The sequence below is a fragment of the Burkholderia sp. BE12 genome, assembly GCF_002959955.1.
In the GTDB taxonomy this organism is placed as follows: Bacteria; Pseudomonadota; Gammaproteobacteria; order Burkholderiales; family Burkholderiaceae; genus Burkholderia.
The window spans coordinates 38,964-63,610 of the sequence record NZ_PREY01000027.1 but is presented as its reverse complement, the minus strand read 5'-3'; the positions used below and the strand labels follow the sequence as shown (position 1 = coordinate 63,610).

The following is a 24,647-nucleotide window of genomic DNA, read 5'->3' as shown; positions in this document are numbered from 1 at the left end:
CGGTTCCGGCGGCCCGGCGCTTGCGGCGCGGCTGCTCCGGATTCGGTGAATAATTCTTGTGCGTGAATTTATATTCACACTCAGGAATTATGTTGTCAAGCCCGGATGGACCCGGCTGCCGCGCCGACCACATCGGCATGCGCAAGTGGCACACACCGAACGCACGCCGGTTGCGGTCGCGCCCCGCCGTTGGCTAAGCTGGCGGGCAATATTCATCCTCACCAATACAAGGCGGAATTTTCATGAAACGGTTATGGCTGGCGGCCTTCGTGCTGGCGTCGACGCTGGGCGTCGCGCACGCGCAAAACCAGACTTTCCACTTCGGCGAAGGACAAACCGGCATGCCGGGCGCGGCGCCACACGCTGCCGCGCCGGCGGCTCGGCCCGCGCCCGCACGCCGGCACGTCACAGCGCCGTCTCCTCATCACCGGCGTGCGGTTCACAAGCGCCGCCATTCGCGCCGCGCGAAGCCGGCGCGCAGCGGGATCTACACGCAAGCGTGAGCTGTCGTCCGTGGCGCGGCCAAGTGCACGCGACTGTCACGAACGGCAGGTAACATCGGCGCGGCGGCTTGCATGCCGTCGCCGCCTGCTGCCGGACCCCGCGCCGCCGACGTGTCTTTCCTCCACGATTCAGCACCTGTTTTGCCAGAACATGAGCACCGGGCCGGATACCCTCGCCGTCATCAAGGAACGCGCCACGATCGTGTGCCGCCAGCGCGGCAGCGTGCTGCTGGTCGCGCGCACCGCGGCGCGCTGGTCGCTGCCGGGCGGCACGATCCGGCGCGGCGAGACGCCGCTCGAAGCGGCGCAGCGGGAACTCGCGGAGGAAACCCGGCTGGAGGGGCTTGCGCTCGACTACGCGGTGCAGTTCGGCGGGCTGACGAAGCTGCATCACGTGTTCGTGGCCGACGTGCCGGCGTACCTGACGCCGCGCGCGAGCAACGAGATCGCCCGCTGCAAGTGGTTCACCGTCGACCGGCTCGACACGCTGCGAGCCAGCGTGCCGACGCGCAAGATCATCGAGTTGCTGCGGCTCGACTGTTTTTCCGCGTTCGTGAGCGGGCCGCTTCGCTGAGGTCGACGCCGGCTCGGGTTCCGAACGCGGCGATTACGCGCGCAGGAACGGGCCGGCCTTGCGTTCGAGCAGCGCGACGAGTTCGGGTTGCATGAACGCGTAGCGGTCGGGGATGTCGAGGCAGACGATCTTCCGGTGCTTCAGATGCGCGCCGAATTGCGCCGACAGGCGCGCCTTGTGCGCGTGCTCCATCACGAACACGATTTCCGCCCAGTCGAGTTGCTCGACGGACAGCCGTACGTCCGCGTCGGGCGCGAGGCCCGCGGAGTCGGTTTCGATGCCGGGCCACGCGGCGAACACCGCTTCGGCCGTCGGGCTGCGTAGCCGGTTGCGGCTGCAGATGAACAGTGCCCGTGTCATGTCGCTTCGCGGCCGCCCGAGCGGCCGGGTCAGCCTTGCGGAATCGTGCCCGGCCGGACGTACGCGAGCATGTGCGGCACGTAATCGGCCTTGCCGAGCTCGACGCCGTGATGGCGCAGGATCGCGTATGCAGCGATCGCGTGGAAGTAGAACTGCGGGAGCGCCCAGTCGCGCACGTACTGTTCGCCCGTCATGTCGAACGCGATCCCGTTCGGCAGTTCGAGCGTGATCGGCAGCGCTGCGCCGCCGTCGAGCGCATCCGGCGCGAGTTCGCCGAGAAAGGCAAGCGTGCCGGCGATGATCGCCTGCGCATCGTCCGGCGAACCGGGTTGCGCATCGGCGTTCCAGCCCGCTTCGCGCAAGGCCAGCAACGCCGCCGGCAGCGGCTCGCCGCGCAGCCGGTGGACCGGCTCCATCGCCTGGAAACACGAGAAGCGCACCTGGGCGGCGAGCGGATACATGTCGGGCGCCAGCCTCAGCGTCATCACCGCGTCGGGTTCGCCGCCGGCGGACTGCCGGTGCGCGACGGCCTTGTCGAGCCACGCGGACTGCGCGCGCAGCATCTGGGTGTAGGTCGGAACGAGAAGTTGGGTCGGTGACACGCGTGCGCTCCTGTTCTGGGGTTCGCGCAACACGATAGCAGCGTCGGCGCGAACCTGCATCCTGGCCGGGCGCCGCCGTGTGCCGTCACGGCTTGCCGTGACGCGCCACGAACCGGTCGAATTGCGATGCGAACGCCTTGCCGTCGCGCGCGCTGAACGGCGCCGGCCCGCCCGTGTCGATGCCCGCGCTGCGCAACTGGTCCATCATCGCGCGCGTCGACAGGCGTTCCTCGATGTTCTCGCGGCTGAACCAGTTGCCGCGCGGGTCGAGCGCATGCGCGCCCTTGTCGAGAACGGCGGCGGCCAGCGGGATGTCGGCCGTGATCACGAGATCGCCGGGTTCAGCCAGCTCGACGATGCGCGCATCGGCCACGTCGAAGCCGGCCGGCACCTGCACGGCCTTGATGAACGGCGACGGCGGCGTGCGCAGAAACTGATTCGCGACCAGCGTCACGTGGATCTCGGCGCGACGCGCGGCGCGAAACAGCATGTCCTTGATGACGGCGGGACACGCGTCGGCATCGACCAGTACTTGCATGGCGGGGGTTTCCAGTGGGCAGAAGCGGGAGCAGAAGCGGCGATCATAGCGCACCGCCCGCCGGCCATCAGCCGGCGAGATCCATGCGAAGCGCGTCGGCCGTCACCCACTGCGCGCCCCACGCCGCGGCGAGCCGCACGCCCTGCCCGATCGGCACGGCCGCATCGTCAAAGTCGACGAACACGACGTGATCGGCCGCCGCGGGTTTGGCCGGCGTGTCGCGTGTGCGCCCGTCGGACAGCACCCACAGCCAGCGCGCTTTGCCGGGCTCGCGCCGGGCCGCGCGGGCGAGCAACTGCGCGACGGCCGCGATGCCGTCCGCGAGCGGCGTGCCGCCGCCGCCGTCGACCGGCTCGAGCCAGCGCGCATTCCACCAGCGCGGCACGGCCGGGCCGAAGCGCCGCGCGGCGCCGTTGCCGCCGAAGCAGACCAACGCGGTTTCGACGCGCGCGCGCGCGGCCTGGTCGAAATACGCGACGATCAGCCCCTTCGCGAGCGCGAGCCGGTCGCGCGACAGCATCGACGCCGAACAGTCGAGCACGAAGCAATGCAGCGCGTGCGGCGTGCCCGCGCGTTTGCCATAGCGCAGATGATCGCGATGCAGCGGGCCGCCGCGCTTCGCGGCGAGCGTCGCCGGCCATGCAATGGCAGTGCCCGCGCGCACCGTGCCCGGCACACGCGCCGCTGCGCCTGACTGCCATCGAGGACCGCGAATCGCGTTCGCGGCGGCGCCGGCTCGATGGCTCAGCGTTTTTTTAGCGGCAGCGGCACCACGCTTTTCACGTCGCGCAGCCCGACCGGTTCGGGCGGCAGGTAGCCCCAGTCGCCCTGCGATGCCGACGCGTCGGCCTTCGTGTGGCCCGTTTCGGGCGGTCGGTCGTCGGGCCGCTGGCGCGGCTCCGGCGGCGAACGGTCGTCGCGTTCGCGATCGTGTTGCGACGACTGGTGCGACGGCGGCGGTCCCGCGTGGCGCCGGTGCCGCAGCACGGCTTCGGCCACGCGCTCCACGTGCGACACCGTCACCGCCGCGGCCTGTTCCAGCGCGGCCAGCGCACGCGCGGCGCGCAGCATCACGAGATCGGCACGCAACCCGTCGACGGCCGCGTCGATGCACAGCGCGCTGACGCGCGCATGGACCGCATCGTCGAAATCCAGCGCCGGCAGCCGGGCGCGCGCCGCGTGAATCCGCTCCGCGAGTTCGCGCTGAGCGGACGTGTGATGCGCGCGAAACGCGTCGGGATCGAGATCGAACGCGAGTCGCGCCTTCACGATCCGCTCACGCTGCACGGCGTCGAAGCAGTTCTCCAGTTCGACCATCAGCCCGAAGCGGTCGAGCAACTGCGGGCGCAGCTCGCCCTCCTCGGGATTCATCGTGCCGACCAGCACGAAGCGCGCGTCGTGCGCGTGCGACACGCCATCGCGCTCGACGATGTTCACGCCGCTCGCGGCGACGTCGAGCAGCGTGTCGACGAGCCCGTCGGCGAGCAGGTTCACTTCGTCGACATACAGCACGCCGAGATGCGCGCGCGCCAGCAGGCCAGGCCGGAAGCGCACGCCGTTTTCGGCGAGCGCATGCGCGAGATCGAGCGTGCCCGTCACCTGCTCGTCGCTCGCCGACAACGGCAGCGTGACGAACTGCCCTTCCGGCAGCAGCTCGGCGAGGCCGCGCGCGGCGGTCGATTTGGCGGTGCCGCGCGGCCCGCTGACGAGCACGCCGCCGAGCGACGGGTCGATCGCGGCAAGCAGCAGCGCCTGCTGCAACGCGCCCTGCGCGACGAGCGCCGCAAACGGAAAAACCGCGCGGGCGCGGTGCGTCGTCGGATCGGTCATCGCCGTCCCCCTTCCTGGAGTTGTTCGCTCTCGAGCCAGACCGATTCGATCCGTTCGCGATAGTCGCCCGGCTGCTGCCACAGGCCGCGCTGCATCGCCTCGACGAACCGTTCGCAGATGCCGTGCAGCGCCTTCGGATTGTGCCGTTCGAGGAATGCGCGCGTGTCGTCGTCGAACAGGTACGCGTCGGCGACGAGCGCGTACTGGTGATCGGACAGCACGCGTGCGGTCGCGTCATAGCCGTACAGGTAGTCGACGGTCGCGGCCAGCTCGGCCGCGCCCTTGTAGCCGTGGCGTTTCACGCCGTCGAGCCATTTCGGGTTGACGACGCGCGAGCGGATCACGCGCGCGATTTCCTCGCGCAGCGTGCGCATCTTCGGCGCGGCCGGGTTCGCATGGTCGCCGTGGTAGAGGCTCGGCTGCTGTCCGGACAGGTGGCGCACCGCCGCCGTCATCCCGCCCTGGAACTGGTAGTAGTCGTTCGAATCGAGGATGTCGTGCTCGCGACTGTCCTGGTTCTGCACGACGACGTCGATCGCGGCCAGCCGTTCGCCGAACACGTCGGGCGCGGCGTCGCCCGCGCTGTTCTGCGCGTACGCATGGCCGCCCCATTGACGGTAGGCGTCCGCGAGATCGGCGTCGGTCTGCCAGCGGCGCTGGTCGATCAGGTCCTGCAGGCCCGCGCCGTAGCTGCCCGGCCGCGCGCCGAACACGCGCCAGCCGGCGCGGCGCCGCGCTTCGTCGGGCGCCACGCCCTGCGCGATCCATTTCGCGCGTTCGCGCTCGATGCGCGCGCGGATCGGGTTCAACGCCTCGGGCTCGTCGAGCGCGGCGACGGCCTGCACGGCCGCGTCGAACAGGTGCATCAGGTTCGGGAACGCATCGCGGAAGAAACCCGACACGCGCAGCGTCACGTCGATGCGCGGCCGGTCGAAAATCTCGATCGGCAGGATCTCGAAGTCGGTCACGCGATGGCTGCCGTGCGCCCATTTCGGCCGCACGCCGATCAGCGCGAATGCCTGCGCGATGTCGTCGCCGCCGGTGCGCATCGTGGCCGTCCCCCAGACCGACAGCCCGATCGCGCGCGGATAGTCGCCGTGATCCTGCAGATGGCGCTCGATCAGTTGCTGCGCGGATTTCAGGCCGAGCGACCACGCAGCCTGGGTGGGCACCGCGCGCGTATCGACCGAGTAGAAGTTGCGGCCCGTCGGCAGCACGTCGGGACGGCCGCGCGACGGCGAGCCGCTCGGCCCCGGCGGCACGAAACGGCCGTCGAGCCCGCGCAGCAGCTGACGCATTTCCTCGCCGCCGCAGGCGTCGAGCGCGGGCAACAGCATCGTGCGCACGCGTTCGATCACCGCGAGCGTATGCGGCCATTCGCCGGGCGGCGTCGTATCGGTACCGCGATTGCCGCCAGTGGCCGCACACAGCCCGTCCAGCCATTGCTGCGCAAGCCGTTCGAGCCGCTCGCGCGTATCGCCCGCATGGCGCCACGGCGACGCGTCGAGCGCTTGCAGAACGGTGGGCCGCGGCCCCGTCCACGGCGCGGCCCAGTCGGCCGCGAGCGGGTCGAAATCGTCGCCGAGCGCGAGGTCGCGCGCGAGCGCGCCGATCAGCCCGGCCCGTTCGCCCTTGCCGTCGCCGACCGGAAAACGGGCGAGCGCGAGCAGCGTGTCGCGCCGCTGACGCTCGACCGGCGACGCGCCGAACACGTGCAGCCCGTCGCGAATCTGTGCTTCCTTCAACTCGCACAGCCATGCATCGACCCGCGTGAGTAGCGCATCCTCGTCGCCCGCGTCGCGCGGCGGCGACACGCTCAGCTCGTCGTGCAGTCGATGCTCGGCGATCGTCGCGAGGATCGTCTTGCGCAGCAGCTTCGCGCGCCGCGCATCGACCATCAGCGCTTCGTAGTATTCGTCGACCTGCCGTTCGAGATCCTGCAGCGGGCCGTAGTTTTCCGCGCGCGTGAGCGGCGGCATCAGGTGATCGACGATCACGGCCTGCGCGCGGCGCTTCGCCTGGCTGCCCTCGCCCGGATCGTTGACGATGAACGGATACAGGTGCGGCAGCGGCCCGAGCGTGAGGTCGGGCCAGCACGCGTCGGACAGCGCGACGCTCTTGCCCGGCAGCCATTCGAGATTGCCGTGCTTGCCGAGATGGATGACCGCGTCGACGCGATACGCATCGCGCAGCCAGAAATAGAACACGAGATACGCATGCGGCGGCACGAGCTCCGCATCGTGGTAGCTCGCGTAGTCGTTGTCGTCGCGCGAGCGCGACGGCTGAATGCCGACGAACACGTTGCTCGCGCGCCAGCCGGCGATCGTGAAACGCCCTTGCCGCAGCGTCGGATCGGCTTCGGGCGGCCCCCAGCGCGCGTTCAGCGCGTCGCGCACGGCCGCCGGCAGCCGCGCGAAATGCGCGACGTAGTCGGCCAGCGGGAAGCTCTGGAACGACGGTCGCAACGCATGCACGGCCGCGTCGTTGGTCACGCCTTCGGTGAGCCGCGCGATCAGCGCGTCGCCGTCGGGCGGCAGGTCGGCCACCGTATAGCCCGCGTCGCGCAGCGCCGCGAGCACGCGCAGCGCGGAGGCCGGCGTGTCGAGCCCGACGCCGTTGCCGATGCGGCCTTCGCTTTGCGGATAGTTCGCGAGAATCAGCGCGATGCGCTTGTCGGCATTTTCCAGCGTGCGCAGCCTGCACCAGCCGCGCGCGAGCGCCGCGACGAACGCGATCCGCTCGGCATCCGGCTGGTAGCGCACGACGTCGACCTCGGTATGCGGGCAGCGATACGCGAGCCCCTTGAAGCTCACCGCGCGCGTGACGATGCGCCCGTCGACTTCGGGCAGCGCGATATGCATCGCGATGTCGCGTGCGTGCAGGCCCTGGTTGTCGGCCACCCACGCGTCGCGATTGCCGCCGGACAGGATCACTTGCAGCACCGGGGCGTCGCCGGCGAGCACGTCCGGCTCGGCAGCGTCGATAGCGCCCGCGGCGAACGCCGTCGTATTCAGCACGAGCGCGACGTCGTGCGTGTCGCAGAGTTGCGTGATGACCTCGCGGCTCACCGCGTCCTTCAGCGACGTCACCGCGATCGGCAGCGGATTCAGTCCTTCGCCGATCAGCGCGTCGGCCAGCGCGTCGAACACGGCCGTGTTCGCGGCCTGCCAGTGCGCGCGATAGAACAGGATCGCGACGACCGGCGCGCCGGGCGTCCAGCGCGGCCGCCAGTCGTCGACGCTCGCGCGGTCGCGCGCCGGGTGATACAGCGCGGCGGCCGGCAGCGGGCGCGGCGGTTCGGGCTCGTCGCCGAACCCGAGCGTGTGAAACGCGATGCTGCGCAGCAGTGCGTCGGCGTTGTGCACGCCGCCTTCGCGCAGATAGCGCCACCATAGCCGGCAAAGGTCGGCCCCGACCGTGCTCTTCGCGACGAGGTTCGGGTCCTCCTGCAGGTCGCCCGAGAACATCGCGAGCCGTTGTCCGCGCTTCGACGCGAGCGACACGGCTTGCTCGATGCCGTACGGCCAGTACGCTTCGCCGCCGAGATGATCGATCACGACCGTCTTCGCGTGACACAGCACGTCGTCGACGTAGAAATCGACCGACGCCGGCTGCCGCAGGAACGTGACGTTCGCGAGCCGCACGCTCGGGAACCCGGCCGGCAAGTGCGGCACGACGCTCGCGAGCAGCGACAGCGTCGTGTCGGCCGAACTCAGGATCACGATGTCGGCCGGTTGCTGATCGATCCGGACGACGCCCTGCGTATCGTCGACGAAGCCGCCCGGCGTGGTGCGCAGCAGATGCATCGTGCGTTACGCCTGTTGCGGCTCGGCCGCGCACGCGGCGTCGAACGCGCGTTGCAGCGCGGCCGCGTCGAGATCCTCGCCGATCAGCACGAAGCGGCTCGCGCGCGTTTCGCCGTCCTGCCAGCGGCGATCGAAATAGCTGTCGAAGCGGCGGCCGACGCCCTGGATCACGAGCCGCATCGGCGCGCCGGGCAGCGCGGCGAAGCCTTTCGCGCGGTAGATCGTGTGCGCTTCGACCACACGCTGCAGCGCGGCGATCGTCGCTTCGCGCGTGCCGGCGTCGCCCGACACGACCACCGAATCGAAATCGTCGTGATGGTGATCGTGATCGCCGTCGTCGGCCGAGCCTACGCCGGCCGCACCATGATGGTCGTGACGCAGGTGGATCGTTTCCTCCGACGCCGATTCGAGGCCGAGCAGCATCGCGAGGTCGAGCTCGCCGCGCGTCGCGCGCACGATCTTCACCTGCGGCGGAATCTCGTCGCGGATCGCGGTTTCGATCCGCGCGAATTCGGCGTCGCCGACGAGGTCGGCCTTGTTCACGATCACGAGATCGGCGGACGACAGTTGATCGGCGAACAGTTCGTGCAGCGGCGATTCGTGGTCGAGGTTCGGATCGGCGCGGCGCTGCGCGTCGACGGCCTGCGGGTTTTCCGCGAACTGGCCGCTCGCGGCGGCAGGCCCGTCGACGACGGTCACGACCGCGTCGACCGTGAAGCTGTTGCGGATCGTCGGCCAGTTGAACGCCTGCACGAGCGGCTTCGGCAGCGCGAGGCCCGACGTCTCGATCAGCACGTGGTCGATGTCCGCGCGGCGCTCGACGAGCGCTTCCATCACCGGATAGAACTCTTCCTGCACGGTGCAGCACAGGCAGCCGTTCGCGAGTTCGTACAACTGGCCCGATGCCTCGCCCGGTGCATCGTCGCAGCCGATGCCGCAGCCCTTGAGGATTTCGCCGTCGATGCCGAGCTCGCCGAATTCGTTGACGATCACCGCGATGCGGCGGCCTTCGGCGTGCTGCAGGATATGGCGCATCAGCGTCGTCTTGCCGCTGCCGAGAAAGCCCGTGACGATCGTGACGGGAAGCTTGCGTAGGGTCATGGTAGGTCCTGTGACGGAAATGGAATCAGGCCGGGATCGTCGCGTCGGGGGCGGCGCGGCCATTCATGAGGCGGGACGCGGGAAGGTCGCCGCGCAGTCCGGCCGGACAGCCGCAGGACGAGCGGGACAACGAATCGGGCATGGTGCTTCCTTGCGAACGGTCGACATCGTGAATGCCAACACGGCTGCCGCCGGCCCCGCCCGCGCCGCCTGCCGTTCGCCGCGCCGGCCGGGCACGTGCGCGGCGGCGGATGGGCGAAGGAAGCGTCGAACACCGGGCGTCGGGCCTGCTGCGGCCGTGGACGATGCGCCGCCTCCCCGCGGCGCTGAACCCCAACGTTTAGGCCGGTATCCGGGCTGACGAACACGCCGCTTCGCCTTCCCGGATACGCGCGGCATCCAGTGGCGGTCGTCCGCATGCGCACGGCATGCGGCGAAGCGGCGCTGTATCGCGCTGCGCGCGACACGTTCGCTTACCGTTGCGGGGGCAGCACAGGTTGGCTCGACTGCGGCGCAGGCAGGCTCCCTGTTTCCCGTTTAACTGCGTGCGCCGGAGCGGCGCGCGCGAGCACCAAAACGCGTGCGAGTGTAGGCGGCGGTGCGGGGAGCGTCAAGGCGAGCGTCCGGCGGCGAACGCGAATGATTGTCGTTTTCAATTGCGTGAGATAAACTTCGCCCGACAACGACGCCAACAAACGCGCAACGGTCATGTGAGGCAATCACTCAGTTATCCTTAAATTCTCATGTCGAAACGACAGATATCGGGGCGGCGTTTTCCTTTGCTTGCCCTGTCGCTGTGCTCGATCGCCGGCGTTGCTGCCTGCCCTGCCGCGGCGGCCGAGTTCGACGACGAACTGCCCGCGCTCGAGGTGCGCAGCCGACGCCATCCGAACGATCCGCGCGTCGAAAGCGTGACCACGGCGACCCGCACCGCGAGCGATCCGCGTGACGTACCGCAAACCATCGACAGCGTCCCGGTCGAGGAAACGCTGTCCTATGGCGGCCGCACGCTTGCCGACGCGCTGGCCGGCGTGCCGGGTGTGTCCAATACGTCGGATACGCGCTTCGATTCGTTCCGCATTCGCGGCTTTTCCGCCGCGGGCGACCTGCTGCTCGACGGCATGCGAGACGACGCGCAATACGTGCGCAGTCTCGGCAATATCGAACGCGTCGAAGTGCTGAAGGGGCCGGCGGCGGTGCTGTACGGGCGCGGCAGCGGCGGCGGCGTCATCAACCGGATCACCAAGCAGCCGTTGCCGGAAAACTTCGGACATGTCTCGGCGGCAACCGGCAGTTATGGACGGCTCGGCGCCTCGGTCGATCTCAACCGGATGCTGTCGAGCGCATGGAGCATGCGGCTCAATGCAGGGCGCGAACACGCAGGCAGCTTCCGCGACCACGTCGACGGCACGCGCCAGTACGTCGCGCCGTCGATCAAATGGCAGGACGCGCGGCGAAGCTGGCTGCTGCAGTTCGAATACGACACGTACGAACGCGTGCCCGATCGCGGCATGCCGGCGCCGGTCGCCGCGGTCGACGCGGCCGGCAGGCCGTTCGCGTTCTCGCTGCCGTCCGCGCCGCGCGCGACCTTCTTCGGTACGGCGGGCCGCGACACCATCCGCGACCAGAACATGAACTGGCGCTCGGTCTTCACGCACGTGCTCGACGGCGACTGGAAACTGCGCCATACGCTGGGCGTGCTGGACTTGCGCAGCACCTTCGACAATACCTACGTCACGCAAAGCTATGTCACGAAGCCGCGCGACTACCGGCACGTGCAACGTGCGCGCTACCTGCAGGACATGACGCATCTCAACGTGCAGACCGGCATTGAACTGAGCGGCAAAGTCGCGACCGGCCCCGGCTTGCATCATCTGCTGTTCGGCATCGAATACGGCTGGCAGAAACGCTCCCCGACGCTCTGGCAGGCCGGCGCGGCGCCGGTCCCGATTACCGGACCGGACCGTCTCGCACCGGTCGGTTCGCCGCCGCGCCCGTATGCGATGAATCGCCATCGCGTGAGCGACTACGCGATCTTCGCGCAGGATCGCATCGACCTCGGGCGAGCGTGGAAACTGCTCGGCGGCCTGCGCGGAGAACGCTTCGACGTCGATTCGACCAATGCGCTGAACGCGCTGCATGCGCGGCGCACGACGACGGCATGGAGCCCGCGGCTCGGCGTCGTATGGTCGCCGGCCGGCGCGCACAGCGTGTATGCGTCGTACAGCAAGAGCTTCGCGCCGGTCGGCGGCGATCTGATCGGCATCACGCCGGACGCGCGCGGCAACACCAACGATCTCGGCCCGCAATACAACCGCCAATACGAGATCGGCGTGAAAAGCGACTGGCGCGATGGTGCGCTGAGCACGACACTCGCGCTGTTTCAGCTCGATCTGTACAACCGCCGCGTCGCCGATCCAGTTCGGCCAGGCTTTTTCGACCTCAACGGCCTCGAGCGCAATCGCGGCCTGGAACTGGGCGTCGCCGGCCGGCTCACGGGCGACTGGTTCGTCCGCGGCGGCATCGGCTGGCAACACGCGCGGGTGGTCGACGCCGAGCCGAAGTACGCGGGCAAGCGCTCGGCGGGCGTGTCCGGGTCGAACGGCAGCTTGTTCGTGAGCCATGCGCCGCTGCGCGGGTTTTTCGCCGAACTCGGGCTGGTGTACGAGGGAGCGCGTTACGCCGATCGCGACAACCTGCTCGAACTGCCCGCATACGTCCGCTGGGACGGCAAGGCCGGATATCGCACGCGCGACTTCGAGGTGACGCTGGCGGTCGTCAATCTCACCGATCGCGACTACTACGCGAATGCGACGGGCCTCGCGCAGATCATGCCCGGTTCGCCACGCACGTTCACGCTGACGGCGGCGTACAAGTTCTGACCTCGCGGGCCGCGCCGGCGCCCCGCGCAAGCGGCCGGCCGGGCGGTTCGTGCGTTGCACGCCTGTGCTATCGTATGCGCCGCGTTCGGTGCTCGCATGCGCATTCCGTGCATGCAGTTAAACGGGAAACAGGAGGCGGATATCCGCCCGGCCTGTGCTGTCCCCGCAACGGTACGCCGCCCGCGCAACGCGCTTTCCCGCGCGTGCGCCCAGACCGCCCGCGATGCCACTGCCCTTGAACCGGGCGGGAAGGCTGCGGCCTGGCAAGCGGCCAGCCCGGATACCGGCCGACGCAAGGGGCGAGCGCGATGCTCGCCGAACGCCCGATCCGCGGGGGACGGATGGGGTGCGCATTCCACCCGCGTTCGCGCGGGTTTCGCCCGATCCGTCATGCACTGCCAGCCCGCCGGCCGCCGATGTGCCGCCCGCCTTCCCCGTTCCACCGCTTCGACACGGTGCGCGCCGTGCCGCGCGCGATGAGCCGCGCATGGCTCGTCGGCGCCGGCCCCGGCGACGCCGACCTGCTGACGCTCAGGGCCGTGCGCGCGATCGGCGCGGCCGACGTGCTGCTCGTCGACGACCTCGTGAACCCCGACGTGCTGCGCCATGCGCGCGCCGATGCGCTGATCGAGCACGTCGGCAAGCGTGGCGGCCATGCGTCGACGCCCCAGGAAGCGATCGTCGCCGCGATGCTCGCGCATCTGCGCGCGGGCCGCAGCGTCGCGCGGCTCAAGGGCGGCGATCCGTTCGTGTTCGGCCGCGGCGGTGAGGAACTGGTCGCGCTCGGCGCGGCGGGCTTTCCGGTGGAAGTCGTCAACGGCATCACCGCGGGCATCGCCGCGCCGGCCGCGCTCGGCATCCCGGTCACGCACCGGGGCGACGCGCAGGGCGTGATCTTCGTCACCGGGCACGGCGCGGGAGCCGACGAGCCCGACTGGCACGCGCTAGCGGCGACGCGCATGACGCTCGTGATCTACATGGGCATCCGCCGGCTCGACGCGATTGCCGCGGCGCTGCGCGACGGCGGCCTGCCCGGCGCTACGCCGTGCGCGGCAATCGAGAACGCCACGCGCCCCGAACAGCGCCACGTGCTCGCGACGCTCGATACGCTCGTCGAGCGCGTCGGCGCGGCCGGTATCGGTTCGCCGGCGATCGTCGTCATCGGCCGCGTCGCGGCGCTCGCCGACGATCCGGCGGTGCGTGCGGCGCTCGGCGGTCGCGCATGATGCGCGTCGCGCTCGGCGTCGGCTTTCGCGCTGGCGTCACGGCCGCGCAACTCGATGCCGCGATCCGCGCCGCACTCGCGCGCTATCCGGCCGCCGAACCGGCGCTCGTCGCGACGCTCGCGGACAAGGCACTCGCCCTTGCGCTGCGCACGCTGTGCGCGCGCCGTGGCTGGCCGCTCGTCGCGTTCGATGCGGCGCAACTCGCGAGCCGTCCGGAACTGGCCGCGAGCGGCCCGTCGCACGCCGCGCTGGCCCGCTTCGGCATCGCGGGCGTGGCCGAGCCGTGTGCGCAGCTCGCGGCGCCGCGCGGCCGGCTGCTCGGCCCCAAATCCATCCGGGACGGCGTGACGGTCGCGCTCGCCGGCCCGCTCTGAACCCATTGTTTCGCTTTCGACAGGACGATTCCCGATGAAGACCGATTCCGAATCCCATCAGCGGATGGCCGAACGCCGCCGCGCCGGCCACGAGAAGAAGCAGGCCGCCGCCACTCAGGAAAAGGGCCTGCTGATCGTTCATACCGGCAACGGCAAGGGCAAGAGCACGGCCGCGTTCGGGATGGCCGTGCGCGTGCTCGGCCACGGCATGCGGCTCGGCGTCGTGCAGTTCATCAAGGGGGCGCTGCACACGTCCGAGCGCGACTTCCTCGGCGCGGTCGCGGAATGCGATTTCGTGACGATGGGCGACGGCTATACGTGGAACACGCAGAACCGCGACGCCGACGTCGCGACCGCCCGCAAGGGCTGGGACGAGGCGCGCCGGATGATCGAAAGCGGCGACTACCGGATGGTGATCCTCGACGAGCTGAACACCGTGCTGAAATACGAATACCTGCCGCTCGACGAAGTGCTCGCGACGCTCGTCGCGCGTCCGGAGTCGGTACACGTCGTGGTCACCGGGCGCCACGCGCCCGATGCGCTGATCGATGCGGCCGATCTCGTCACCGAAATGCGGCTCGTCAAGCACCCGTACAAGGAGCAAGGCGTGAAGGCGCAGCGCGGCGTGGAGTTCTGAGCATGCCGGCCTGCCCCGCGCTGTTCGTCAGCGCGCCCGCGTCGGGCCAGGGCAAGACGTCGGTGACGGCCGGCCTCGCGCGGCTGCACCGCCGGCTCGGCCGCCGCGTGCGCGTGTTCAAGACCGGGCCCGATTTTCTCGATCCGATGCTGCTCGAACGCGCGAGCGGGGCGAGCGTGCATGCGCTCGACCTCGGGATGGTCGGCGAGGCCGGGTGCCGCGCACTGCTCGCCGAAGCCGCGCGCGACGCGGACCTGATCCTGATCGAAGGCGTGATGGGGTTGTTCGACGGCACGCCGAGCAGCGCCGATCTCGCGGCCGCGTTCGGCGTGCCGGTCGTCGCGGTGATTTCGGCGAAGGCGATGGCGCAGACGTTCGCGGCGATCGCATTCGGGCTCGCGCGGTTCCGGCCGGGGTTGCCGTTTCACGGCGTGCTGGCCAACCGCGTCGGCTCGGCACGGCACGCGGAATTGCTGCAACAGGCGTTGCCCGACGAACTACGCTGGCTCGGACACGTGCCGGCCGATGCGGGCATCGCGCTGCCGGAGCGGCATCTCGGCCTGCATCAGCCGGCCGATATCGACGATCTCGACGCGCGGCTCGATCGCGCGGCCGATGTGCTCGCGCGGACGGCGCTGGCCGATTTGCCGCCGGCCGTCGCGTTCGCGGAACCGGACGTGGCCGTGCCGCTGCCGCGCGCGCTCGCCGGCAAGCGGATCGCGGTGGCGCGCGATGCGGCGTTTTCGTTCATCTATCCGGCTAATCTCGCGCTGCTCGATGCGCTCGGTGCGGCGCTGCGATTTTTCTCGCCGCTCGCCGACGAACCCGTGCCCGACGATTGCGATGCGCTGTTTTTGCCGGGCGGCTATCCGGAACTGCATGCGGCAACGCTTGCGGGAAGTGCAACGACCGTGCGGACGATTCGCGCCCATGCGGCAGCCGGCCGGCCGATCGTCGCGGAATGCGGGGGGATGGTGTATCTGTGCGAGTCGCTGACCGATGCGGACGGCTCGACGACGCCGATGCTCGGCCTGCTGCCGGGGCATGCGACGATGCAGCGCCGGTTCGCGGCGCTCGGCATGCAGCAGCTCGATACGCGCACCGGGCCGATGCGCGGTCATACGTTCCACTATTCGCGGCTCGCGACGCCGCTGGAACCGGTCGCGAGCGCCGCGCGCCCCGACGGCGCGCGGGGCAGCGGCGAAGCCGTCTATCGCAGCGGCGCGATCGTCGCGACGTACATGCACATGTACTGGCCGTCGAATCCGGATGCGGTCGTGGCGTTGTTCAGCGGCGATGCGTTCTAGATAGTTCGATGCGGCGCGCGGATCGAGGCCGCACAAGTCATACCGGGATGGTGGGCCGCTTTGCGACGATCGCACCGCTCGACGTGTGCGGCTACGGATGTCGTTCGATGTCCATCCGCTGATGCAGGACCCGAAGCATATCGATCGTGTCATTCGTTTCACGATAGAACACGACGTGAGCGCCAACGGCATACCGGACATACCCATCCCGAACAATGCAGGTCCGCGCATTCGGCCGCTCCGGCAACCTCGTCTCCGTTACACGAGGAACGCCTCCGCCAGCTTGACCCAGTACGACGCGCCGGTCGGCAGCACCGCATCGTTGAAATCGTAGCCGGGGTTGTGCACCATGCAGCCGCCCTCCCCGTCACCGTTGCCGATGATCAGGTAGCACCCCGGCCGTTTTTCAAGCAGGAATGCGAAATCCTCGCTGCCGGTGAGCGGCACCATCGCGTCGATCAGATTGGCTTCGCCGACCCATTCGCGTGCGACGCCGCGCGCGAACGCCGTCATCTGCGCATCGTTCACGAGCACCGGGTAGCGGCGCTGGTAGTCGATCGTCGCACTCGCGCCGAACACGGCCGCCTGCGCATGCACGACCTCGTTGATGCGCGTTTCGAGCAGGTCGCGCACCTCGGGCTTCAGCGCACGCACCGACAGGCGCATCTGCGCGCGATCGGGAATCACGTTCGGCGCCTCGCCCGCATGGATCGCGCCGACCGTGATGATCGCCATGTCGAGCGGCGACACGTTGCGCGATACGATCGTCTGCAGCGCGACGACGATGTGCGCGCACACGACGACCGGATCGATTGCCCGGTGGGGCACCGCGCCGTGACCGCCGCGGCCCTGCACGTCGATGACGACGGTATCCGACGACGCCATGAACGACCCGGGCAGGAAACCGAATTTGCCGGTCGGGAAGCCCGGCATGTTGTGCATCGCGAAGATCGCGTCACACGGAAATTGCTCGAACAGCCCTTCGTCGAGCATCTTCTTGGCGCCGCCGAGCCCTTCCTCGGCCGGCTGGAAAATCAGGTTCAGCGTGCCCGAGAAGCGGCGTTCGCGCGCGAGGTGTTTCGCGGCTGCGAGCAGCATCGCCGTGTGGCCGTCGTGGCCGCATGCGTGCATCTTGCCCGCGATCGTGCTCTGGTACGGCAGGCCCGTCGCTTCGTGGATCGGCAGCGCGTCCATGTCAGCACGCAGGCCGAGGCGTTGCTTGCCGTCGCCGACTTTCAACTGGGCGACGACGCCGGTACCGCCGAGCCCGCGATGCACGGTGTAGCCCCACGACTGCAATTGCTGCGCGACGAGATCGCTCGTCGCGAATTCCTCGAATCCCAGTTCGGGGTGGGCGTGGATGCGATGCCGAATCTCGATCATTTCGTCGGCAAGGCCTGCGGGGATCACGCTGTGCGTCACGGTGTCGTCTCCTGATGTGCGATGGGGAACATGCAGGCAACGATAGTCGATTCGGCAGCAACCGGGCAGACGGAAAGTCGTCGCGGTAGCAACTGATGGTTGCTATATGGCCATAAGGCTTACGGTACGGGGGGCCCGGCCGTCCGGACGAGTGCCGCGGACGATCCGGGCGCGCGAAACTGTGCGTTCACCGAGATTTTTCGTGCGGGAGTGCGTGGTCGTGGTCGTTCGTGTACCGGAAATACTGCCTTTACCTCAGTGGCTTATGAGATTTTGTTCACTCTTTGACGATTGTACATTTTTTGTGTACGCTGATAAAAAAGTGAACAAGCGATCCTCGTCGATGCCCAGGAATACCACTCTCCCGATGTCGGAACAGCAGGTGCTCGACGAAGCGTGCGCCGCGTTCGGCCGCGTAACCCGGCGCGTCAGTGCGCGGCCCGTGCGCGTGCCGGCGCCATACCGCGCGCGTGCCGACGCGATGATCCGCTTCGACGTGGCAGGACAGGTCGTGGAGATGCCGGTCGCCGTGAGCCTTCGTGTCGAATCGCTGGCGGACGCGCTCGCGGAACTGCGTCGCCGCGGCGGCGGGACCGCACACGCCTCCGGCGAGCGGCCGCTGATGCTGGTCGCGCCCTACCTTTCCGCCGAACTGGCCGCCAGCCTGATCGACCAGGGTATCCCGTTTCTCGACACCGCCGGCAACGTATGCCTGATCCAGCCGGAAGCGACCGTCATGATCGCGGGCCGGCCGAAACCTGCCCGCGCGCCGCGCCGGCAGGCGTCACGCGCGACGACGCCGAAGGGGCTCGCCATGATGTTCGCGCTTGCGACGCAGCCGGGCCTCGTTGCGCAGCCGTATCGGGGGATTGCGGCCGCGTCGGGCGTCGCGCTCGGCACGGTCAATCTCGCGATGGACGATCTGATCGCGCGCGGCCTCGTCGGGCAACGCCGCAACGGCGAGCGCCTGATTCCCGACTGGCCGCGCTTCGTACAGGAATGGGTCGCGCTGTACCCGAGCCGCTTGCGCGCGAAGCTGTCGAGTCGCCGGTTTGCCGGCCTCGCGCCCGACTGGTGGCGCGGCTTCGATTTCGCGGCTTTCGATGCGCAACTCGGCGGCGAGCCGGCGGCCGATCTGCTGACGCATGATCTGAAGCCGGCCGCGATCACCGTCTATACGCACGGCGCCGTGCCGAACCGCCTGCTGCTGCAGGGCCGCCTGCGTCCCGACGCGCGCGGAGACGTCGAAATTCTCGAAGCGTTCTGGCCGCGCTCGCCGGCGCTCGACTGGCGCGAGCAAGATGTGCCGCTCGTGCCGCCGCTCCTGATCTATGCGGATCTCGTCTCGTCCGGAGACAGCCGCAATCTTGCCGCCGCCGAACACATCCATGACCGATACCTCGCCCACCCGCCCGCTTGAAGTCGATGCGAGCCGGCCGCTCGAGCCGGCGGCCGTGGCGCTGCTGCAGTCGGTCGGCGCGGCCTGCGCGCAACTGGACGCGGCATTCGTCGTGGCCGGCGCGACCGCACGCGACATCCTGATGTGGCATGTCCACGGCATCCGGCCGGTGCGTGCGACGCGGGACGTCGACGTCGCGGTGTGCGCGATCAGCTGGCCGTTCCATGCACGGCTCGTCGATGCGCTCGTCGCGACCGGACGATTCGCCCGCGCGCCGAAGCATCAGCAAAAACTGCTGTTCGACAGCGGTACGCAGGGGTTTCGCACGGAACTCGACCTGGTGCCGTTCGGGCCGCTCGAAGCGCCGCCCGGCGAAATCGCATGGCCGCCCGGCGGCGATTTCGTGCTGAACGTGCTGGGTTTTCAGGAGGCGGTCGATACCGCGCTGACCGTGTCGATCGGTGCCGGCATCACGGTGCCGGTGGCGAGCCTGCCGGCGCTCGCGCTGCTGAAGCTGCTCGCGTGGAAGGACCGGCGCGCCCGCCAGAACAGCGACGCGTACGACTTGCTGTTCCTCCTCACGCATTTTCACGATGCGGGCAATCGCGAACGCATCTGGGACGTCGCGCCCGACCTGCTCGAACGATACGGCTTTCAGCCGGAGCTGGCGGCAGCGGCGCTGCTCGCGCGCGATGCGAAGCGAGCCGCGTCGCCGCACACGCACGATGCGGTCCGCGCGCTGTTGTCCGACGAGGCGACTTACGCGACGCTCGGGCAGGACTTGCAGGCCCGCGCGTTCGCGCTGTTGCCGGGTGAATTCAATGACGACGCCGACCGGTATCTCGATGCGTTCCGCAGTGGCTTCCTCGCGGATCCGCCCGTTCGTCGGGCATGACACGCCGCCGCGCGACAGCAATACCATCGTGCATTCACTGCGTCAGGCCGACGCCGCCCAGTCTTCGAGCGGCAACCCCGCGACACGACTGAATTCGCGACTATTGTTTGTGACGAGCACCGCACCGGCTGCAATCGCGTGGCCGGCGATCGATGCATCGTTCGCGCCGATCGGCGTGCCACGTGCGGCAAGGTCGGCGCGAATCGCGGTCGTTGCATCGATCGCCGCGGTATCCCACGACAGCACGCCGTCCAGCCGCGCGACAAAGCTCGTCACGAGTTCCGCATGCTTCGGTGATGCCTTTCTGCCGACCGCACCGAACCGCATTTCGGCATAGGTCACGGCCGACACGACGATCCGGTGCTGTGCGTTGACGCACGACTGCAACCGCGACAGCACCACGGGCGGCCGCTCGCGCATGATGAACGAACAGATGTTCGTATCGAGCATGTAGAGCGTGGTCACCGGCTGGACTCCGTCGGCGCATCGGCGTCGCCGGACAGGTCGAAGCGACCGGACTCGATGACGGCCGGGCGTTCGGCAAGGAAATCGGCATCGGCCAGCGGTTCGTTCGCGAACGACAGCCACGTGGGACGTACCGGCCGCAACAGCAGCGTATCGCCCTCGCGGCGGATCTCGAGTTCCGTGACGCCCTCGAACTCCATGTCCTTCGGGATGCGGATTGCCTGGTTACGGGCGTTCTTGAAAATGGAAACGGTGCGCATGAGCCACTCCATGGGAGTACGATGCGCCCATTGTAGACATATGCTGGCATATGTCAATTTAGCGGGATGCGAATCTGCCGCTGCGTCCCACGTTGCCGAGGATGTCTGATTCATGCTGCCAGCCTGTCGTCGAGGAGAGGAGCGATCCATTCTTCATGACGCAGGCCGCGCCGTCCATATACCGGACGGCCAACGCATGTGCATCGCAAGGCCGCGCACACCGTCGTCGCACCGACGCTGCGCGCCGCCCCCGTCATGGCAACCGGAAAGTGTCAAAGAACGTGTCGCGCTCGATCACGGTGAGCGCCGCGCGCTTGTGCGGGAAATCGAACTCCTTCAGCGTGTAGAACCCGAGTCGATGCATGTACGCGATATGCCGCACGTGGTCGACGCGCGGCTCGCCGACGAGCCGCTGCGTGCGCGGTTCGTCGACGAACATGTAGTGCAGCACCCCGCTCCACCACGCATGCAGCTTGCCGGCGCTCTGGAAACGCGAGTCGCCGATCAGCAGGTGCAGCCCGCGATCGTAGTCGTGCGCATCGTAGAACGGCGCGAGGCGGTCCTCCTTCGCCCAGTAGAACTCGAAATAGCCGAACGGCGTGTCGTCGAAATAGCCGATCGTCGGGTGCATGTGCGGATCGGCCAGCCGTTCGGCGAGATACGCCGCATGCTCGTCGCGCGTGCCGCGCTGGTCCCAGAAATGCGCGACACGGTCGAGGTTCATCCAGTGGCTGAACAGGTCCGCGTGTGCGTCGACGTCGACGGTGCGCAGGCTGAACGTCATGCCGACCTGCGGCATGGCGCGGGCGTAAATCTCGCCGGCCGGCGACGGCGGCCGCACCGGATGCCGGTGGCCGTTCGTGATCGCGTAGCGCAGCGGCATCCCGCCCGACGCAGGCGCCTTCAGCCACGGCCGCGGATTCTGCCAGAACGTCGTGCGCGACACGGTGAGCCGCAGCGTGTCGCCCGCGACCTGCGCGCCGTCGATCACGCCTTCGCGCACCGCTCGCGCCACGTATGACGCGACGGCCCCCGCACTGGCGCCACGGAGCGGCACCGAGATCGTTGCCGCGTCGTACCGCGTGTCGGTGTTGAACAACGGGACGAACGCCGCGAGCAGCCCGTCCGGCGAGTCGTCGGGGCGCCATGCGTCGAGCGTGTGCTCCGCAACCTGCGTCGCCTGGTCATGGGCGGCACCATCGAGCGCCGCGGCCACTTCACCTTCGACGGCGTCGGCTGCGCCGGCCGGTTTCGTCAGCGTGTCTTGCATCACAGTGCTCCCGCGTCGTGGCGATCGGCGAGCACGTGCAGCCCGCGTTCGAGCGCCGGAAACAGGCTGCGCTGGAAGTTGTTCCAGCGCAGTTCGAGAATCGTGTCGTCCGGCGCGATCGGCGTGTCGAGCACGTCGCAGATCACCTCGCCGGAATCGATACCGTTGTCGACGTAGTGGAACGACGCGCCCGTCATCGTCACGGGCTCGACGGACGACGTCGCGCCGGTGGCCCAGTCGACCCGTTCGCCACGTGCGCCGTGCAGCGCGTCGAGCGTCGCCCACGCGCCGCGCCGCTGGTACGGCGAATCGTCGGCCGTGATGCCCGGATGGATGTTCGCGATGCGCCGGTGAAAGCGCGCGCCCGGCCGCACGAGTTCGTCGAGGATCACGAGCAGCCCGTCGAGCACGACGATGTCGGCGTCGAGTTCGAGCAGGCGCTCGAGCAGGCGGCGCTCGAATGCCTGTTTGCCGGCCACGCGCTCACGTGCATCGCGCGGCAGCCGCCGGTACGTCGACGCAATCGTGCAGAACAGTTCGTCGACGGGGCGGCCTTGCACCGTCAAGCCTTCCGGCAGAATCCACGGGCGGCCCGGCGTGCGCGCGAACCCGTAATCGGCCACTTTCGCGCGGTCGGCCGGCGACCCGTCGTCGTCGTCGACGATCACGCCCTGGAGCGTGTAGCGTTCGCCGAGCGGCGAATCGTTCAGGCGCTCGACGAGGAATTCGAGCGGCGCCTTCATGTAGCGCGTGCCGCCGCGATAAGCGACCGGCTGGCCGGCACGATCGGCCGCGCCGTTGCGCAGCGACTGGATGTAGACGAGATTTTTCTTCGGCATGGATGCGTCGTGGAAAAAAGCGGACGAAGGCGCCGCGGCCGGCCCGCGCCGGCCACGAAGGCCGGCCGGCGCGCCGCGGCGCGCGACGTCACCAGTTGTATTTCGCGGTCGCGATCACCGTGCGGTCGGTCCCGAAAATGCAGACGTTCATCGACTGGCAACCGCTGATGTAATGGCGGTTGAACAGGTTCGTCCCGTTCACGGCGAAGCGCCAGTTGCGCGTGTCGTAATGCAGGCCCGCGTCGAACAGCGTGACGCTCGATACCGTGAGCGAGTTGTCGGCCGCACCGGCCGACGCGCTCTGGTAACGAATGCCGCCACCGAGGCCGAAGCCGGCGAGCGGCCCCGTGTGCCACGTCCAGTCGGTCCACAGCGACGCCATCTGGCGCGGACGCGGAATGTCGACCGGCCAGTTGTTCACCGTACCGTCGTTGGCCTGTACGTTCTTCACGTCCTGATAGACGTACGACGCGATCACCGACAGGTTCCGCGTGACCTTGCCGGTCGCGCTCAACTCGATCCCGCGCGAACGCACCTCGCCCGTCTGCACCGACTTCGTGCCGGTATTGTCCTGGCTCGGCAGCGCCGGCGTGAGCACGTTGGTCTGGTTGATCTGGTAGATCGCCGCGTTCAGCATCAGGTTCTTGCCGGGCGGCTGCCAGCGCAGGCCGGCCTCGATCTGCTTGCCGCGCGTCGGCTGCGGCAGCCCGCCGCCGAGCAGGTTCACACCGATCAGCGGATTGAACGACGTGGCGTAGCTGATGTACGGCGACAGCCCGTAATCGCCCTGATACGTGAGGCCGACGCGGCCGGTGAACGCCGTGACGTCCGCTTTCGTCGACGTACCGGCCGCGCGGTCGTCCATCCGCATGTTGACCCAGTCCTCGCGGCCGCCGAGCGTCAGCGTCCAGCGGTTCCATTTGATCTGGTCCTGCGCGTACAGGCCGAACGTGTTCATCGTCGTGTACGTGTTGGTGCGGAACGTGGAGTCGGGCGTGAACACCGCCGTCGTGACGGGCGTGTACACCGGGTTGTAGAGGTTCAGCGTCGGCGCGGCGGCCAGCCATTCGCTGTCGGTCGCGGTCTGGCGGTTGTACTGGAAGCCGAGCAGCAGCGTGTGCTGGAGCGGCCCCGTCGCGAAGCGGCCCTCGAGGTTGTTGTCGATGTCGAAGCGGCTGTAGTTCATCTGGAACACGCCGGCCCAGCGCGACACGTCGGTCGTGCTGCCGTCGACGAAGCCGTTGCCGAACACCGAACCGTTGTCGAGCGACAGATGCATCAGGCGCGTGTTCTGACGGAACGTCCAGGCCGGCGTCAGGTTGCGCTCGAACTGGTAACCGACCGACCACTGCTTCTTGCGGTAGTAGTTGAAGTCGCCGTCGCCTTCGTAGATGTCCTTGTTGATCTGCCCGTTCGGGTTCGGCAGCACCGTGCCCTGCGCGGGCAGGAAGTTCGACGAGATGTCGCCCCAGTCCTGCAGGTACGTCGCGGACAGCGTCAGCGACGTATCCGCGTCCGGGCGCCAGCGGAACGACGGCGCGAGCGCGACGCGCTGGTCGTTGTTCGGGCCGGTCAGTGCGTTGCCGTCGCGCGCGACGCCGACGAACCGGTACGCATACTTGCCGTCCGGATCGAGCTTGTCGCCGACGTCGATCATGAACTGCTTGCGCGCATAGTTGCCGATCTGCACACCGGCTTCGCGCACGCGCTCGCCGTCGGCGAGCTTGGTGTGCACGTCGATGATCGCGCCCGGATCGCCCGCGCCGTACAGCACCGAGGTCGGCCCGCGCAGCACGCTGATGCTGTCGATCATGTACGGATCGACGCGCCAGCTCGCCAGGTTGATCGTGTTCGGCACCTGCAGCCCGTTCACGTACGCGGTCGGCGTGAAGCCGCGCAGCGCCGCGTACCAGTCGGAGCGGTTGTCCGACCCGTACGACGAGAAGCCCGGCACGTAGCGCAGCGCCGCGTTCACGTCGGTGGCGCCGGTCATCTCGATCTGCTGCGCGGTGACGACGTTGATCGTCTGCGGGATCTCGTTGAGCGGCGTATCGGTCTTGGTGCCGGTCGTGCTGCGCTTCGCGACGAGCCCGACCGTGCCGTCTCCTGCCGAGGCCGCGTTGACGGTGATCGCCGGCAGCGTGCCGTTTTGCGCGCCGGTCGACGTATTCGCCGTCGCACCGTCTTGCGCACTGCTGGCCGGCGCCGCGGCGCCTGCGTTCACGGCCGGCGCCGTCTGGGCGTAAGCGTGCCCTGCCGCCGCCGTACCGAACGCCACGCTTGCCGCGGCTGCGATCGCACGCAAACGCGTGCCTGTTGCCCACTCCATCTTCTTCTGCTCCACTTTTTTCATGCGG

23 protein-coding genes and 2 riboswitches are annotated in these 24,647 nt (G+C 68.8%); of the genes, 9 read left to right on the top strand and 14 right to left on the bottom strand.

Features of this window, described 5'->3' with window-relative positions:
* The first annotated feature begins 242 nt into the window (after positions 1-242).
* Together C4B30_RS25995 and C4B30_RS25990 are read left to right on the top strand one after the other, a co-directional pair.
* Positions 243-503 carry a hypothetical protein gene (locus C4B30_RS25995; RefSeq protein WP_027784440.1) on the top strand — a complete coding sequence of 87 codons (261 nt, stop codon included), beginning with the start codon at positions 243-245 and terminating at the stop codon, positions 501-503.
* Positions 504-654: 151 nt separating this feature from the next.
* Positions 655-1,077: an NUDIX hydrolase gene (locus C4B30_RS25990; protein WP_027784439.1), complete on the top strand. Its 423-nt coding sequence runs from the start codon at positions 655-657 to the stop codon at positions 1,075-1,077.
* Between the two features lie 33 nt (positions 1,078-1,110).
* Here the strand turns inward: C4B30_RS25990 and C4B30_RS25985 are convergent, their stop codons facing one another.
* The 7 genes from C4B30_RS25985 to cobW form a co-directional block, all read right to left on the bottom strand.
* Positions 1,111-1,437 (bottom strand): low molecular weight protein tyrosine phosphatase family protein, encoded by a 327-nt coding sequence (locus C4B30_RS25985; protein WP_027784438.1) that lies wholly within the window; start codon positions 1,435-1,437, stop codon positions 1,111-1,113.
* Positions 1,438-1,466: 29 nt separating this feature from the next.
* On the bottom strand, positions 1,467-2,099 hold the full coding sequence (locus tag C4B30_RS25980) for a DUF1993 domain-containing protein (protein WP_034185416.1): 633 nt from the start codon (positions 2,097-2,099) through the stop codon (positions 1,467-1,469).
* A 25-nt stretch (positions 2,100-2,124) separates the two neighbouring features.
* Complete coding sequence (locus C4B30_RS25975) at positions 2,125-2,577, bottom strand: YaiI/YqxD family protein (RefSeq protein ID WP_027784436.1); 453 nt, start codon at positions 2,575-2,577, stop codon at positions 2,125-2,127.
* 67 nt (positions 2,578-2,644) lie between these two features.
* Positions 2,645-3,253 carry a vWA domain-containing protein gene (locus tag C4B30_RS25970; RefSeq protein ID WP_027784435.1) on the bottom strand — a complete coding sequence of 203 codons (609 nt, stop codon included), beginning with the start codon at positions 3,251-3,253 and terminating at the stop codon, positions 2,645-2,647.
* Positions 3,254-3,321: 68 nt separating this feature from the next.
* The gene (locus tag C4B30_RS25965; protein ID WP_027784434.1) at positions 3,322-4,407 is read right to left on the bottom strand and encodes an ATP-binding protein; all 1,086 of its coding nucleotides are present in this window, start codon (positions 4,405-4,407) and stop codon (positions 3,322-3,324) included.
* Positions 4,404-8,213 (bottom strand): cobaltochelatase subunit CobN, encoded by a 3,810-nt coding sequence (gene cobN / locus C4B30_RS25960; RefSeq protein ID WP_027784433.1) that lies wholly within the window; start codon positions 8,211-8,213, stop codon positions 4,404-4,406. The genes C4B30_RS25965 and cobN overlap by 4 nt, the downstream gene beginning before the upstream one ends.
* 6 nt (positions 8,214-8,219) lie before the next feature.
* Positions 8,220-9,314 (bottom strand): cobalamin biosynthesis protein CobW, encoded by a 1,095-nt coding sequence (cobW, locus tag C4B30_RS25955; protein ID WP_027784432.1) that lies wholly within the window; start codon positions 9,312-9,314, stop codon positions 8,220-8,222.
* Between the two features lie 326 nt (positions 9,315-9,640).
* Positions 9,641-9,905, bottom strand: a riboswitch (cobalamin riboswitch).
* Between the two features lie 152 nt (positions 9,906-10,057).
* On the opposite strand from cobW, the gene C4B30_RS25950 reads away from it, so the two are divergent.
* The 5 genes from C4B30_RS25950 (at position 10,058) to C4B30_RS25930 (ending at position 15,740) form a co-directional block, all read left to right on the top strand.
* Positions 10,058-12,196, top strand: coding sequence for a TonB-dependent receptor (locus C4B30_RS25950; RefSeq protein ID WP_027784431.1), 2,139 nt, complete (start codon positions 10,058-10,060; stop codon positions 12,194-12,196).
* 68 nt (positions 12,197-12,264) lie between these two features.
* A riboswitch (cobalamin riboswitch) is annotated at positions 12,265-12,502 on the top strand.
* Positions 12,503-12,612: 110 nt separating this feature from the next.
* The gene (gene cobA, locus C4B30_RS25945) at positions 12,613-13,422 is read left to right on the top strand and encodes a uroporphyrinogen-III C-methyltransferase (protein ID WP_175888550.1); all 810 of its coding nucleotides are present in this window, start codon (positions 12,613-12,615) and stop codon (positions 13,420-13,422) included.
* Positions 13,419-13,796: a cobalamin biosynthesis protein gene (locus C4B30_RS25940; RefSeq protein ID WP_027784429.1), complete on the top strand. Its 378-nt coding sequence runs from the start codon at positions 13,419-13,421 to the stop codon at positions 13,794-13,796. The genes cobA and C4B30_RS25940 overlap by 4 nt, the downstream gene beginning before the upstream one ends.
* A 34-nt stretch (positions 13,797-13,830) precedes the next feature.
* Positions 13,831-14,433: a cob(I)yrinic acid a,c-diamide adenosyltransferase gene (gene cobO, locus C4B30_RS25935; protein ID WP_027784428.1), complete on the top strand. Its 603-nt coding sequence runs from the start codon at positions 13,831-13,833 to the stop codon at positions 14,431-14,433.
* 2 nt (positions 14,434-14,435) lie between these two features.
* Positions 14,436-15,740, top strand: a complete 1,305-nt coding sequence (locus tag C4B30_RS25930) for a cobyrinate a,c-diamide synthase (RefSeq protein WP_027784427.1) — start codon at positions 14,436-14,438, stop codon at positions 15,738-15,740.
* 91 nt (positions 15,741-15,831) lie between these two features.
* Here the strand turns inward: C4B30_RS25930 and C4B30_RS35915 are convergent, their stop codons facing one another.
* Both C4B30_RS35915 and C4B30_RS25920 read right to left on the bottom strand, forming a co-directional pair.
* Positions 15,832-15,987: a type II toxin-antitoxin system RelE/ParE family toxin gene (locus C4B30_RS35915; RefSeq protein ID WP_230469130.1), complete on the bottom strand. Its 156-nt coding sequence runs from the start codon at positions 15,985-15,987 to the stop codon at positions 15,832-15,834.
* A gap of 11 nt (positions 15,988-15,998) precedes the next feature.
* Positions 15,999-17,162, bottom strand: a complete 1,164-nt coding sequence (locus C4B30_RS25920; protein ID WP_105133127.1) for a M20 aminoacylase family protein — start codon at positions 17,160-17,162, stop codon at positions 15,999-16,001.
* Positions 17,163-17,505: 343 nt separating this feature from the next.
* Here C4B30_RS25920 and C4B30_RS25915 point away from each other — a divergent pair, with 343 nt between their 5' ends.
* Together C4B30_RS25915 and C4B30_RS25910 are read left to right on the top strand one after the other, a co-directional pair.
* Positions 17,506-18,582 carry a type IV toxin-antitoxin system AbiEi family antitoxin gene (locus C4B30_RS25915; protein WP_027784425.1) on the top strand — a complete coding sequence of 359 codons (1,077 nt, stop codon included), beginning with the start codon at positions 17,506-17,508 and terminating at the stop codon, positions 18,580-18,582.
* A complete protein-coding gene (locus tag C4B30_RS25910) occupies positions 18,551-19,456 on the top strand; it encodes a nucleotidyl transferase AbiEii/AbiGii toxin family protein (protein ID WP_027784424.1) in 906 nt (301 codons plus the stop codon). The genes C4B30_RS25915 and C4B30_RS25910 overlap by 32 nt, the downstream gene beginning before the upstream one ends.
* Positions 19,457-19,498: 42 nt before the next feature.
* Here C4B30_RS25910 and C4B30_RS25905 read toward each other — a convergent pair whose 3' ends face one another.
* The 5 genes from C4B30_RS25905 to C4B30_RS25885 form a co-directional block, all read right to left on the bottom strand.
* A complete protein-coding gene (locus C4B30_RS25905; protein ID WP_027784423.1) occupies positions 19,499-19,921 on the bottom strand; it encodes a PIN domain-containing protein in 423 nt (140 codons plus the stop codon).
* Positions 19,918-20,181: a type II toxin-antitoxin system VapB family antitoxin gene (gene vapB / locus C4B30_RS25900; protein ID WP_051421414.1), complete on the bottom strand. Its 264-nt coding sequence runs from the start codon at positions 20,179-20,181 to the stop codon at positions 19,918-19,920. Before vapB ends, C4B30_RS25905 begins: the two co-directional genes overlap by 4 nt.
* A gap of 253 nt (positions 20,182-20,434) precedes the next feature.
* Entirely contained in the window at positions 20,435-21,451 is a 1,017-nt protein-coding gene (locus tag C4B30_RS25895; protein ID WP_027784422.1) for a GNAT family N-acetyltransferase, read from the bottom strand.
* The gene (locus tag C4B30_RS25890) at positions 21,451-22,290 is read right to left on the bottom strand and encodes a N(5)-hydroxyornithine transformylase PvdF (protein WP_027784421.1); all 840 of its coding nucleotides are present in this window, start codon (positions 22,288-22,290) and stop codon (positions 21,451-21,453) included. The genes C4B30_RS25895 and C4B30_RS25890 overlap by 1 nt, the downstream gene beginning before the upstream one ends.
* Positions 22,291-22,378: 88 nt before the next feature.
* Entirely contained in the window at positions 22,379-24,643 is a 2,265-nt protein-coding gene (locus tag C4B30_RS25885) for a TonB-dependent siderophore receptor (RefSeq protein ID WP_027784420.1), read from the bottom strand.
* Positions 24,644-24,647 lie beyond the last annotated feature (4 nt).